Genomic DNA, 13209 nt, shown 5'->3' with positions numbered 1-13209 from the left:
CCTTTATCGAACAAATGTTCGGTAGATCTCCAGGTATTGACTTGCGGCATTTTTCCAGCAGAATTGATTGGCATGGGCCTTAATTCGCTCTACAGGCATAGTTTCCTGGTAGTGGTGCATGCCTGCTGCAAACACCCGCTGCATGTCTGCCGGCTCAAAAGTCCTGAAGTAGTAGGCCGCATCTCCACCGATTTCGGGCAGACTGGTTTTATCCGAAAGGAAAACCGGTTTGCCAAAGTGCATGGCTTCGATTGGCGGAATTCCGAATCCTTCCGCCAGTGAAGGGAATGCAAACGCCGTACAGTTCTTAAGATACCAGTATTTGTCCTCATCCTTTACCGGGCCAATTACTTTTACCCGGTCGGTGACGCCGTAGAATGCCGCTTCGCGCATAATTTCGCTCAGGTACGATTCCCGTATGCTCCCCGCAATTACCAGTTCGTAATCATTATGTTGCAACAGGCAGGGCAGTACGTGGAAATTTTTCTTAGGAATTACGGTGCCGATGGCGAAAATAAAAGGCTTGGCAGGTTTATAGGGAGGAGCATCATATCCAGGGAATTCGGCGACGTTTATTCCATTGTGAATTACTTTAATGGGTGTGTTGCCCAGGTCTAAATGCTGCTCTACATCATTTTTCGCAAATGCTGAAATGGCAATTACATACCGGCTGGAATTTACTGTATCCTGCACCTGTTTGAGCAACTTTTTCCTTTTGGCATCCGTTTTTGCCTCGTAAAGGAAGTTGAGATCATGTATGGTAAGTATGCGGTTGGTTTTGCTGTTCCCCGGTTTATATCGGGAGGTTTGGTAAGTGGAATGCCATACATCATAGTGATCCCGATAGGGCATGAAATACTTCTGATATAATTTCTGCTCCAGGTATTTGGCACCAGGTCCAAAATCGGGTTTTTGCTTAAAGTTTACAAAAAAACTCATTTCCTCTGAAGGCATAAGTTGTTGGAGCATTGCTTTCCCCAGTTCCAGGCAATAGGTATGTAGGCCCGTGTTGGGATACTTCATTCTCTCACAGTCGAAAACGTAATGTGCCATAGTGTAATAGTCGTAGCTGTAGTTTCTGTTACTTATTAGTTTGTGCCAGCATAAAGCGTATAATTATTTAGTGTTGCTACAGAAATGCCCCTGCCAGGAGTCGCTGCTGCAAAGATTCAACATTTCTTCGATCTTCATCCGGATAATGTGGCATCGGTTTTCGTTATCTTAAAAAAATGATATGAAAAGGCTACAATATAGACAGTTGCAAGCACAGTAACGAATATTTTATGATATGTATTTTAGAAATATAAGAATTTGCTGATCAAAATATTGCCCATATTTAATAACTTGTTCCAATGACTAATTTTATACCCATATTTCCTTTGGGCATAGTAGCTTATCCGGGCGAACAGTTGAATCTGCACGTTTTTGAGCCAAAATATAAGCAAATGGTGGCCGAATGTGTTGCGGAAGGGAAGCCATTTGGTATTCCGGCAGTAGTGGATAAGAAGGTAATGGAGTATGGCACACTGGTAAAAGTGGAAAAAGTGGAAAAGTTGTACGACAATGGGGAAATGGACATTGTTACCCGGGGCGAAAAGGTGTTCAGAGTGCTGGAACTGGTGCAGCAGATACCTGATAAATTGTATGCCGGTGCAATTGTGAGTTATCCGGAGAATGATATGTCGGTCAGTGAGCGACTTCGGGAAGAGGTGTTACACGGTGTTCGGGAGTTACATGCCATCTTGCAGGTACATAAAACTTTCTCTAAACCAGATCCGCAGCTCATGTCCTATGATGTGGCGCACCATGCAGGTCTTTCATTATCAGAGGAATACAATATGTTGCACCTCTTTTATGAAGTGCAACGACTGGAATTTTTGAAGCAACATCTTCATAAAGTAATACCCATGATGGCGGAAATGGAACGCCTGAAAGAGCGGGTAAAGTTGAATGGACATTTCCGGAACTTATCGGCCGGTGATATTTGATAATATTTATGCAGATGATGATCTGGTAAGGATTTGCGAAGAAAAAAGTGCCAACTTTAACGAGGTTTTAACAGGCCGTAATTTGGTTTTTTTTGCTTCCCGCCTTAAAAATTAGATATTTGCAGACCCATAATTAATCTGATAACGGGTTTAAAAACAATTCTGTAACTCAATGCATCGGACAAAAGCCAGCATTCTTTGTTTATTCGGGGCAGTTTTTCTGCTTGCAAATAATGCCACAGCACAGGATAATTCACCATATTCCCGTTACGGACTGGGTGATCTGAATAATAACCAGAATATTGTCAATCGCGGTATGGGTGGTGTTTCTCAGGCATATAGTGATCCCACGTCTGTAAACTTCATCAACCCGGCGAGTTATTCCAACTTACTTTTAACATCATTAGATATAGCCGTTGAAGGTGGTGCCCGCAACATCAATGATGGGGGTGGTAGCTTCAGCAGTGGTTTTGGTACCCTGTCTTACCTTCAGTTAGGTATTCCTATCAAGAAAAAATGGGGTATGAACCTGGGCTTACGCCCGGTTACTCGAGTATCCTACAATATCCAGGAGCCGGTTACCGGCAACTTCTTTGATACCGTGCGCTTACCGCTGATCAACCGATACGAAGGCAGTGGCGGTTTGTACCAGGTGTATGCAGGTACAGGTGTGGGGATTGGTAACTTCTCTATCGGGGTGAATATCGGGTATCTTTTTGGTAACCTGGAAAATAATACCACTATTATCTATCCGGGCAATACCATTTTTGCTTCCCGCCGTATGAATCGGATCAGCTACAACAGCTTTTTCTATAAGGCCGGGGTACAGTATAAAGCAAAGCTCACTAAGGATATGGACCTCCTGCTGGGTGCCAGTGGAAGCCTGAACCAGAACATGAGTGCCAGAAGAGCGCAACTTCATGAGTCAGTTATCTACGATGCTTCTACAAACGCTTTTACCAACCAGGATACCGTATTATATACCAAAGGTGCCAAGGGGACCGTGGTATATCCAACAGAATTTGGGGGTGGCTTTATGCTGCGTAAGGCGGATAAATGGCAGGTGGGTGCTGACTTCAATACCACCAGCTGGCAGGATAACTTCAAGGTGTTCGGAACACCGGACCCTGAAACCCAGAATAGCTATAAGATGTCTGTCGGTGGTCAGTTCGTTCCCAACCTGAATGCGCTGAGCGGCTATTGGAATCGTGTAGCTTACCGTCTGGGTGCTTACTACGGTAAGGACTATATTTACCTGAAAGAGAAGGACATGCCTCTATTCGGGGCAACTATCGGTGCCGGTTTACCGGTTCGCCGCCTGCCTTACAGCAACCAGTACAGTATGCTGAATCTGGCTTTGGAAGTGGCTCACCGTGGCAACTCGGAAACAGCACTGAAAGAAACCGTTTATCGCATTTCTATCGGCTTTACGCTGAGCGACAGATGGTTTATTAAACGTAAATACGACTAGCAGGCAAGCCTGTTAGGCTACATAACTCAATAGTAATGCAGTGTATGGTTGGGGAGGTAAATTCTTTTTATCTTCGCCTCGCATTCACTGCATTTCTTTTTTAACAGATCCATGATTAAAAGGATTTCATATTGCTTGTTGTTAGCAGCGCTCCTGAGCAGCTGTGAAAATGATATTGGTGCGGTAATGGCGTTTGATGCCAAGAAGGCCGCCGTGGAAAACGGAACGGATATCGTAACTATTTTCAGCCAGGGAGGCAGGGTGAGCGCCAAGCTCACGGCACCCGTGATGGAAAGGAGCCTTGAAAGACCCAGCTATGTGGAATTTAAGCAGGGTCTAAAGGTGTTGATGTACGATTCCCTGTTAAACCTTACCAGCACCCTTACCGCTAAACATGGTAAGTATATGGAGGAAGAAGGCTTCGTGTATCTGCGCGACAGCGTGGAGCTGATTACCGTAAAAGGTGAAAAGCTGGAAAGTAACGAGCTTAATTATGACCCACACCGCAAAATCTTCTATTCTACCAAAGAAGTATTCATTACTACTCCTACTTCTCAGTTACATGGCTGGGGCCTGGAAGCGAATGAGGACTTTTCTGTAAAGAAGATATTGAGTGTAAGTGGACCTATTACTTTAGAAGACAGTACATCCATGTCTGAGGATTCTACCGTAAATGCGGTGCCATCTTCGGCTACCCCGGCTGCTCCTGCTCCGGCTACTACTACTGTAGCACCTGCGGCACCAACATCTCCCATACCCACCGGAGTACAGGCAGGAGGCAATGCCCCGGTATTAGCACCTAATGTTACCCGCCCGCGCCCGGCGCTGCTGAAGGTAAAAAAAGACACCACATTACATTAACGGCTATAACGTAATTGCATAAACGAAAGAACCCCACCTGTGCAGGTGGGGTTCTTTCGCTTTAACCTATTTTTTAACCTAAAATTTGATAAAATAAGGACCAATAATTATGCCAGACTGATGCTTAAAACGTAGAAATATCAAGGGTTTTTGCACTAGATATCTTTATTTTTTAGCTTGACATTTTGCATAATGATCTTTATTTTTATTAAATAACTCGACAGCATGGAATTGATCACCTGGCAGGATTTTGAAAAAGTAGAAATGAGAGTAGGGACGATTGTGGAAGTAAATGACTTCCCGGAGGCTCGTAACCCCTCCTATCAACTGGTAATAGATTTTGGTCCGGAAATCGGACTTCGTAAATCCTCCGCTCAAATTACCGTTCGCTATAAAAAAGAAGAACTCCTCGGAAAACAGATCGTTGCAGTCGTAAATTTCCCTAAAAAGCAGATAGCCAAGTTTATGTCGGAATGCCTCGTATTAGGTGCGATAGGTGCTGATAAGGCCGTAACCCTCCTGCAGCCCGGGCTTCCGGTAGAAAATGGATTGCGCATTGCTTAAAAAATTAATACGAACTAATCTAGTCCTGTCATTTAATTGATAATTAGTCAACTATATATGTGTAGTTAGATTAATTATTTATTAATAATAATATTACATTTTTTATAATATAAAAACATATTTACCATTATCCTCTCTTTACGAACAAAACCATAACGTTCACGGAAATGAAAACACAGGAGAAAATGAAGGATATATCTTTGTTCTAGGTTTTTCATAGGATATGGTTAAAATTATTACAAGGGCGGTAGTCTTACCACCCTTTTTTCTTTCTCTCACGGAGAAAATACCTGTCCATTTTATCCCGATACCTTTTCTCTACCTTGATTTAACCCCCATAACCTTCATATATTTAAATTCATAAAGTGATTTTACTACTTATACGTTAACCCCGATTTTCTACACGTTCCCCGGTTAAAATATATCATTCACTAAAAAGGGCTTTCACCATATGGTAAAAACGGCCATCTTTGGTATAGGTTTTTCAATAAAGATATGGTTAAAATTTTTCGGGGCTGTAGTCTTGCAGCCCCGTTTCTTTTTCAATAACGATCATCCCTATATTATTATATACACAAAAAACCCGGCCTGCAGGCCGGGTTTTTTGTTTTATAGCGTTGGTGATTACTTTGTAAACGCCGCTGGGAATGCTTTATCCAGCAGATTATTGTAGATGAACCGGTACGATTCACTGTTGGAGTGCACATTTTTAGGAGCCCCCCATCCGTGACGCTCCCCAGGATACAACATGAATTCAAAATGCTTGTTCAGGTTCTGCATTTTATCTATCAGCTGGATACAGTTCTGCATGTGTACGTTGTCATCCATGGTACCGTGCGTAATGCGCAGTAATCCATGATATTTCTCCACATAAGGCATCACTGCGGTTTTCTTGTAGCCTTCCGGGTTTTCGGCAGGCGTATCCATATAGCGCTCGGTATAATGGCTGTCGTACAGCTGCCAGTCGGTTACAGCAAAGTTTCCCATGCCATAATTAAACACATCCGCTCCGTAGGTCAGGGCCATACAGGTCATATAACCTCCAAAGCTGCCTCCGGTCATACATACCTTATTAGTATCTGCCCATGGCTGGGAACGTAACCAGCGTGCCGCGTCCATATAGTCCTCAATTTCATGGATACCCAGGTTACGGTGGATGTAGTTCATACCTGCTTTGCCCAGCTGACCACTGCTGCGGTTGTCAATTGCCACCTGGATCACCCCTTCCTGTGCCCACCACTGGGTCACCGGCGTTTGTTTCCAGGTATCATACACCGTACCGGCGTTAGGACCACCGTAAATACTGATCAGGATAGGATAGCGTTTACCAGCTTCCATATGCACCGGCATGGAAACGGTCATAGGCAGCTCCAGTCCGTCGCGGGTTTTATAATACTTCAGCTCCGTTTTTGCCACGTTATATTTATCGAAATCGGCTCCTTTGCTGTCGCCAAGCTGGCGGATCACTTTACCGTTGTTATCCACAATGGCCATTTTAGCCGGAGTAGATAAGTTGCTGTAGGTAGTGATAAAGTATTTAGCTCCGGGCGCCATGCTCACAATATTGTGGTAATTACCACTGGTGAGGCGTGTGAGCGCACCGTTTTTCATACTTACCTTATAAAGGTCAAAGCGGGTAGATGCTTCCTTACGACCTACGAAATACACCACTTCATTTTTCTGATCTATTTCCAGCACTTCTTTTACGGTCCAGTTGCCGGAGGTCAGCTGCTTTTTCAGGCTGCCGTCTATGTTATGAAGGTACAGGTGCGACCAGCCGGTTTTGTCACTCTGTAACAGGAATCCTTTATTGTTATCCAGGAAAGGGACTGCATCAAACCAGTCAATCCAGGTTTTTTGCTTTTCGTCGTAAATCTCTTTCTTGGCGCCGCTTTGCGGGTTGATGCTGTATATTTTCAGGTTATCCTGGCCACGTGGCATCCACTGGATCCAGAGGTTTTTGCTGTCAGCCGTCCAGAAAGGTGTACCAAAGTACTGATCATCATTTTCATTGAAATCAGCCCATACGGTGGCACCACCGGTAACAGGTACCACACCCAGTTTCACCGCCGGGTTAGGGTCGCCCGCCTTAGGATAACGGGTGTTCTCCAGGTAGCCATGCTGGCCTTTTTCGCTATAGATAGGGAATACAGGCACTTTCGTATCATTGAAGTGCATGTAGGCGATATTTTTACTGTCGGGGCTCCACCAGAAAGCGCGGTATTTGGTAGGTCTGCCGAGAATTTCCTCGTAGTATACCCAGGATGCCCAGCCGTTATAAATCACATCGGTGCCGTCGTTGGTATACCTCGTTTCTTTTTTCGATGCTATTTCTACACTGTATAAGTCATTGTTACGGGTAAATGCCACGTATTTACCATCCGGGGAAAGGGTAGGATTTTTTTCCTGCTCTTTGTCGTTGGTGAGCTGAATGGTTTTACCATCGTTTCCGGTATAGAATACGTCGTTGTTACGTACTTCTACAATCGGGCCGCCTACCGGTGCCGTATACACTGTGGCGTTGCCGGTGCGGGCGTCAATGCTGTAGGCTTGTCCCTGGCGGATTTCGATATAATGATCTCCATCAGCCCAGCCCTTTACTGCTGGCAAAGGCACCGTAATGTTGCTGGCTTTACCTTTAAAAGCCTGCTCAAAGCTGATGTCCTGCTTGTTTTGTGCTTTCAGCTGGGGAACGGCCAGCAGGCATAATGCTGCGCCGGTAATACAGGTTGGTTTCAACCGCTGTACAATTCTCATAAAGTGATAATATGTCTTTAGCTGTTAGATAGTGTTGGTGGGCGAAAATACGGATTCATGCACATAACACTGGTATAAAATTCCATGAGCGGAAGCCGCCATTACCTCCTGTAAAAGAATATGCCCCGGTTACCGGCCAAAATGCCCCGGACACAAAGTATTTCCACAATTCGCAGTCCTTGCGCTTAATTTTATTCCGGTTTTCATAGGATATGGTCAAAAAGTAAGGGGCTGTAGTCTTACAGCCCTTTCCTATGCTTATAAATCAGTTTCCTTGTTCCTTCTGCTTTATTCAGTTAAATTTGCACTCCAATTGAATCACATGACACAATTATCAGAGCAAGAGATTATACGCCGGGAAAAATTACAGGAGCTGCAAAAACTGGGCATCGACCCGTATCCTGCAGCTGAGTATCCGGTTAACAGTACTTCCGTAAATATTCTTAAAAATTTCTCGGAAGAAACTAAGGAGCAATTCCAGGATGTATGCCTGGCAGGTCGTATTATGACTGTTCGTGATATGGGTAAGGCTAACTTTGTGAAGATCCAGGACGCTGAAGGCCTGATCCAGCTTTATATCCGTCGCGACGATATCTGCCCTGGTGAAGATAAGTCCCTCTACGACGTTGTTTTCAAAAAACTGATGGACATCGGTGATATCATTGGTGTAAAGGGGTACGTATTCACCACTAAAACCGGTGAAACATCTGTACATGTAAGAGAACTGATTTTGCTGTCGAAATCTCTGCGTCCATTACCAATTGTGAAGGAAAAAGATGGTGAAGTATTCGATGAGGTTACTGATCCTGAATTCAAATACCGTCAACGTTATGTAGACCTGGTTATTAATCCGGATGTAAAACAGGTTTTCGTGAAACGCACGAAAATCATGCAAACCATTCGCGATTTCTACAATAACCTCGGCTATCTGGAAGTAGAAACACCTATCCTCCAGCCTATCCCTGGCGGCGCCGCTGCACGCCCGTTCGTTACACATCATAATGCACTGGATATGCCGCTGTATCTGCGTATCGCTAATGAGCTGTACCTGAAACGCCTTATCGTAGGAGGCTTTGAAGGAGTGTACGAATTTGCGAAAGACTTCCGTAACGAGGGTATGGATCGTACCCACAACCCGGAATTCACCGTAATGGAGATGTACGCTGCGTACAAAGATTACGAATGGATGATGACCACCACCGAAACCCTGCTCGAAAAAGTGGCAATTGCACTGCATGGTACCACCAAAGTACAGGTAGGTGACAAGGAAATCGACTTCAAAGCACCGTTCCGTCGTGTAACCATGTACGATGCCATTAAGGAGCATACCGGTTTCGATATTTCCGAAATGAATGAAGAGCAGCTGCGCGAAGTGTGCAAAAAACTGGATATCCACGTAGATCCTAAAATCGGCAAAGGCAAGCTGATCGATGAAATCTTCGGTGAAAAATGCGAAGGCCACTACATTCAGCCTACCTTCATCACAGATTATCCGGTGGAAATGAGCCCGCTGACTAAAAAGCACCGCAGCAAAGCCGGACTTGTAGAACGTTTTGAGCTGATGGTAAACGGTAAGGAAATTGCCAACGCCTACAGTGAGCTCAACGATCCAATTGATCAGCGCGAACGCTTTGAAGAGCAGATCCAGCTGATGGAGCGTGGTGATGATGAAGCGATGTATATCGATTACGATTTCCTCCGCGCCCTGGAATACGGTATGCCGCCAACCTCCGGTATAGGCATCGGTATCGACAGGCTCACCATGCTGATGACAAATCAGCCATCCATCCAGGATGTACTCTTCTTCCCGCAAATGAAGCAGGAGAAAATGGACTAACAAAAAATAACATTAAATAACATTTGTAAGAAGCTGGCCGGCATTAACTGGTCAGCTTTTTGCATTATATGCGTGGAACATTTTAGCGGCTACTTCGTTAAAGTAAATGTCATCCTTAAACTTACCCGACATGAAAACGATCCTCGTTCCTACCGACTTCTCCGACATTGCATACAATGCAGCTGCTTATGCAGTAGATCTCGCCCGCTCCATGGGAGCCGAAAGAGTGGTATTTTACCATGCTTACGAGCTTATAGTGCCCATCCCCGACGTACCTACAGCCGTGCCTATGGTAAATGCGGACGACCTGCGCGATGCCAGCCTGGAAGGACTCGATAAGATGAGGAAAGAATTACAGCCACTGGCAACGGAAAAGATATCCCTGCTTACCCGGGCAGACAATACCTTGCTGGCCGCCACCATCAATGATGTATGTAAACAGGAGGAAGTGGACCTGATCATTATGGGAATCACAGGAGGTAGTAAGCTGGAGGAAATCCTGGTGGGCTCCAATACGATAGATGTCGTAAAACAGACAACTACACCTGTCATGATCATCCCCGGTCAGGCTAAATTTAAACCCATCGAAAAAATCGTTTTCGCCTGCGACCTGCGCCAGGTGGTAGATACCACGCCAATGGAATTACTTAAAAAGCTCCTGAATCTGTTTAACGCGGAAATTCATGTAATCAACATTGACCACCAGAGCAAACATTTCACTACAGATACGCCTTTTGAAACGCTGATGCTGGATACCTTACTGGAAGGCTATAGCCCGGTGTATCATTTCATCGATAATCCGAATGTGGTGGATGGTATTGTGACATTTGCCGAAACTAACAAAGCCGACCTGATCCTGACCATTCCTAAAAAGCATGGCCTTTTTGAAAGTATTTTTAAAAGAAGCAGCACCAGCAAGCTCGCATTCAAAACTCACATACCTTTGCTCACAATACACGAATAAATTTATACTTTTGATTTATTATAGATAATCATCATAACACTATGCTAAAAAGATCACTGTTAGTAGTGCTGGGTGTACTCACCCTGCAGGCCAGCCAGGCGCAGATTTTGGATAAACTCAAAAAACTGAGCCAGCCAAAAACTACCACCACTTCTACTTCCTCTACCTCCACCTCATTGTCCGGCATTACCCAGGGAGATGCCGCTGCAGCTATCAAAGAAGCGCTGTCCAAAGGTGTAACTGCCGGTATACAGAAGCTGAACAAAACTGACGGTTTCTTTGGTAATGAAATCTATAAAATGCTGTTGCCGGAAGATGCAGTAAAAATAGGTAACACCCTGCGTCAACTGGGTATGGGTAGCCTGGTGGATAAGGCTATTCTGCAGATCAACCGCTCTGCTGAAAAAGCAGTAGGATTTGCAGCACCCATCTTTGTAGACGCTATTAAAGAAATGACCCTGACAGATGCGCTGAACCTGGTGAAAGGTGGTAACACCTCTGCAACAGATTATTTCAAAAGCAAAACAACAGAGAAGTTGAAAGCTGCTTTTTCACCTGTGGTTAAAAGCTCCCTTGACAGTACACTGGCTACCAAATATTATGGTGACGCTGTTACTACCTATAACAAGCTTCCTACTACCTTCAATAAAATTAATCCTGACCTGCAGGACTATGTAACTACAAGGGCAGTAGCAGCGCTGTTTGATCAGATTGGTAAGGAAGAGCAGAATATCCGTGCGAATCCTGTAGCAAGAACCACTGATATCCTGAAGAAAGTATTTGGTGCGAAGTAATTCAAATCTCTATAAACAAAAATCCCCGACAGTTCAGCTGTCGGGGATTTTTATTTTATACATTTCCGGAGAGTAGTACCTGCCAGGCCTCCTGCACTTTATTTTGTGCCAGTAGCCGTTGCGCGTAGGTATGTAGCTCTTTCTCCATTTCATCAGGCGTAATGCTGTAATACTGCACGATCTGCTTGAGGTGATCATCCTCAAAAGCAGGATCTATTACTGGAATCTCATGCACATTACCCAGTTGCCCGAGGTTGTTACCTGTGAGGATATTACTTTGGCGGATGGGTAACGGTAATGCATCAACGCCTATACCAAGTTGGGTATTTGGCTTTGCCACTTCAAACACGGCATCGCCGGAAGCGCGGCAATAGTAGTCGCCGCCCATACGCGCTACCAGATCTATTTTATGTGGGTCGATTTTACCCTGCGCGTCCAGTACACCTTCGTTAATGTGGATAAATACCGGTTCACAAATCACCAGGTTGCCGGCGCCACCTTCCTGTCCGGTGGCAATTACCTCTCTTACCACACATTCAAACTGTACCGGGCTTTCCTTTACCCGGAATGGCCTTACTTTTTCTGAAGCAAGAGCGGTAAATCCAGCTTTTTCAAATTCGTTTATGCCTGCGGGATATTCGCAACTGGCGAGGCTCGTTTGCTGTACCATGGCGTAGTTCACCACGTTGATCACCACCTGACCGGTAGCCTGTATGTTTTCCAGTGTATGCTTAACCGTATTATCACGCACACGGCGGGCAGGAGAAAATATCAGCGTAACCGGATTGCTGCCAAATACATTGAAAAAACTGAAGGGCGACAAATTAGGTACACCTTCCTTATTTACTGTACTGGCAAAGCAGATGGGCCGGGGCGAAATAGCCCCCAGCAGGTAGGCATGCAGCTCGCTGGTTTTGATGGACTTCGGATCGATCTGCATGCGATTATGGTTTTTTCTTTAAGGCGAGGATGGAGAAGTCGCTTTCTTCTTTCACGATGGTATTTTTCAATACACCCAGTCCGGCAATTTCCATTTCTACCACATCCCCTGGTTGCAGCCATTGCTCCTGGTAGGCAGGGTCATTGAGTTTGCCGGTGCCATTCAGCTCCAGGAAACAGCCCGTTCCTACGGTGCCGCTTCCAATTACATCTCCTGGGAGGATATTAGCACCATAAGCGCAACGTTCCAGGATTTCTGCAAAGGTCCAGTCCATATCTCCCATATTCCCTTCACTCACCTGGATGCCATTTACCTTACAGGTCATTTTCAGGTTGTAGTTATTGCCCGTATGACCTGGTTTGGCCGGTATCAGGAATGCTTCCAGTTCATCCGGTGTTACCAGCATAGGGCCGATAACGGTACTGAAATCTTTTCCTTTCGCAGGGCCCAGGTTGAGTTTCATTTCTTCCATCTGCAGGGTGCGGGCGCTCATGTCGTTCATGATCATGAAGCCACCGATATAGTAATCTGCTTCTGCAGCGGTGATATTGCGTCCCGGCTTACACACCACAATGGCGGCTTCCAGTTCAAAGTCGAGTTTGTCGAAGTGGTCCGGCATACAAGCCACTTTTCCAGGACCCTGAATCGCATTATGATTGGTGAAATAGAAGATCGGATATTCATCAAATTCCGGGATCATCTCTACTTTACGGTTCCTTCTGGCGGCCGCTACGTGCTGGCGAAAAGCGTATCCATCGCGGCAGGAAGTAGGGAATGGTATAGGTGCCAGTATCTGTACTGATTCCACCGGAATGCCGTTGGCCGGCTTGTTGCCTGCTTTCAAACGGGCGTCGGCATGTTTCGCAATGTCAATCACATCTTCCCAGACCATCAGAAACATCTGCATGTTGTTAGGTAATTCGGGGTGAAGATCCTGTGTGTTATACAGCAATCCGTCTACCAAAATGGCCAGCTGGTCGGTCTCTTCTCTTAAATAGGTTACGAGTTTCATGATTTTGTGTAAGTTCTGGTT

The 13209-nt window shown here is 45.2% G+C and carries 11 protein-coding genes; 7 read left to right on the top strand and 4 right to left on the bottom strand.

Annotated elements, in window-relative coordinates; all coding sequences use genetic code 11:
• Window positions 1-3: 3 nt before the first annotated feature.
• Entirely contained in the window at window positions 4-1053 is a 1050-nt protein-coding gene (locus BUB18_RS14135; RefSeq protein ID WP_083549994.1) for a glycosyltransferase family 4 protein, read from the bottom strand.
• A gap of 299 nt (window positions 1054-1352) precedes the next feature.
• Between BUB18_RS14135 and BUB18_RS14130 the strand changes: the two genes are divergently transcribed.
• From BUB18_RS14130 to BUB18_RS14115, 4 genes are all read left to right on the top strand, one after another.
• The gene (locus BUB18_RS14130) at window positions 1353-1988 is read left to right on the top strand and encodes an LON peptidase substrate-binding domain-containing protein (protein ID WP_073082019.1); all 636 of its coding nucleotides are present in this window, start codon (window positions 1353-1355) and stop codon (window positions 1986-1988) included.
• A gap of 172 nt (window positions 1989-2160) precedes the next feature.
• Window positions 2161-3459 (top strand): BamG family beta-barrel-assembly machinery protein, encoded by a 1299-nt coding sequence (locus BUB18_RS14125; protein ID WP_073082016.1) that lies wholly within the window; start codon window positions 2161-2163, stop codon window positions 3457-3459.
• Between the two features lie 111 nt (window positions 3460-3570).
• Window positions 3571-4320, top strand: a complete 750-nt coding sequence (lptC, locus tag BUB18_RS14120) for an LPS export ABC transporter periplasmic protein LptC (protein WP_083549991.1) — start codon at window positions 3571-3573, stop codon at window positions 4318-4320.
• Window positions 4321-4545: 225 nt separating this feature from the next.
• Entirely contained in the window at window positions 4546-4884 is a 339-nt protein-coding gene (locus BUB18_RS14115; RefSeq protein ID WP_073082011.1) for a tRNA-binding protein, read from the top strand.
• A 624-nt stretch (window positions 4885-5508) separates the two neighbouring features.
• Here the strand turns inward: BUB18_RS14115 and BUB18_RS14110 are convergent.
• Complete coding sequence (locus tag BUB18_RS14110; RefSeq protein WP_083549988.1) at window positions 5509-7641, bottom strand: S9 family peptidase; 2133 nt, start codon at window positions 7639-7641, stop codon at window positions 5509-5511.
• A gap of 322 nt (window positions 7642-7963) precedes the next feature.
• Here BUB18_RS14110 and lysS point away from each other — a divergent pair, with 322 nt between their 5' ends.
• The 3 genes from lysS (at window position 7964) to BUB18_RS14095 (ending at window position 11236) form a co-directional block, all read left to right on the top strand.
• Window positions 7964-9478: a lysine--tRNA ligase gene (gene lysS / locus BUB18_RS14105; protein ID WP_073082008.1), complete on the top strand. Its 1515-nt coding sequence runs from the start codon at window positions 7964-7966 to the stop codon at window positions 9476-9478.
• Window positions 9479-9608: 130 nt separating this feature from the next.
• Complete coding sequence (locus BUB18_RS14100) at window positions 9609-10442, top strand: universal stress protein (protein WP_073082005.1); 834 nt, start codon at window positions 9609-9611, stop codon at window positions 10440-10442.
• 41 nt (window positions 10443-10483) lie between these two features.
• Window positions 10484-11236 (top strand): DUF4197 domain-containing protein, encoded by a 753-nt coding sequence (locus tag BUB18_RS14095; protein ID WP_073082002.1) that lies wholly within the window; start codon window positions 10484-10486, stop codon window positions 11234-11236.
• A 55-nt stretch (window positions 11237-11291) separates the two neighbouring features.
• Here BUB18_RS14095 and BUB18_RS14090 read toward each other — a convergent pair whose 3' ends face one another.
• Window positions 11292-12176, bottom strand: a complete 885-nt coding sequence (locus BUB18_RS14090; protein WP_073081999.1) for a flavin reductase family protein — start codon at window positions 12174-12176, stop codon at window positions 11292-11294.
• 4 nt (window positions 12177-12180) lie between these two features.
• Entirely contained in the window at window positions 12181-13188 is a 1008-nt protein-coding gene (locus BUB18_RS14085; protein ID WP_073081996.1) for a fumarylacetoacetate hydrolase family protein, read from the bottom strand.
• Between the last annotated feature and the right edge of the window lie 21 nt (window positions 13189-13209).

The organism is Chitinophaga jiangningensis (genome assembly GCF_900142605.1).
Taxonomy (GTDB): Bacteria; Bacteroidota; Bacteroidia; order Chitinophagales; family Chitinophagaceae; genus Chitinophaga; species Chitinophaga jiangningensis.
Note: the sequence above shows the minus strand (reverse complement) of the source record. Positions and strands in the feature narration are given on the sequence as shown.

Excerpts from the sequence above, each read along its gene's own strand:
- BUB18_RS14135 (WP_083549994.1), bottom strand. The coding sequence starts at position 1,053 with ATGGCACATTACGTTTTCGACTGTGAGAGAATGAAGTATCCCAACACG.
- BUB18_RS14130 (WP_073082019.1), top strand. The coding sequence starts at position 1,353 with ATGACTAATTTTATACCCATATTTCCTTTGGGCATAGTAGCTTATCCG.
- BUB18_RS14125 (WP_073082016.1), top strand. The coding sequence starts at position 2,161 with ATGCATCGGACAAAAGCCAGCATTCTTTGTTTATTCGGGGCAGTTTTT.
- lptC (WP_083549991.1), top strand. The coding sequence starts at position 3,571 with ATGATTAAAAGGATTTCATATTGCTTGTTGTTAGCAGCGCTCCTGAGC.
- BUB18_RS14115 (WP_073082011.1), top strand. The coding sequence starts at position 4,546 with ATGGAATTGATCACCTGGCAGGATTTTGAAAAAGTAGAAATGAGAGTA.
- BUB18_RS14110 (WP_083549988.1), bottom strand. The coding sequence starts at position 7,641 with ATGAGAATTGTACAGCGGTTGAAACCAACCTGTATTACCGGCGCAGCA.
- lysS (WP_073082008.1), top strand. The coding sequence starts at position 7,964 with ATGACACAATTATCAGAGCAAGAGATTATACGCCGGGAAAAATTACAG.
- BUB18_RS14100 (WP_073082005.1), top strand. The coding sequence starts at position 9,609 with ATGAAAACGATCCTCGTTCCTACCGACTTCTCCGACATTGCATACAAT.
- BUB18_RS14095 (WP_073082002.1), top strand. The coding sequence starts at position 10,484 with ATGCTAAAAAGATCACTGTTAGTAGTGCTGGGTGTACTCACCCTGCAG.
- BUB18_RS14090 (WP_073081999.1), bottom strand. The coding sequence starts at position 12,176 with ATGCAGATCGATCCGAAGTCCATCAAAACCAGCGAGCTGCATGCCTAC.
- BUB18_RS14085 (WP_073081996.1), bottom strand. The coding sequence starts at position 13,188 with ATGAAACTCGTAACCTATTTAAGAGAAGAGACCGACCAGCTGGCCATT.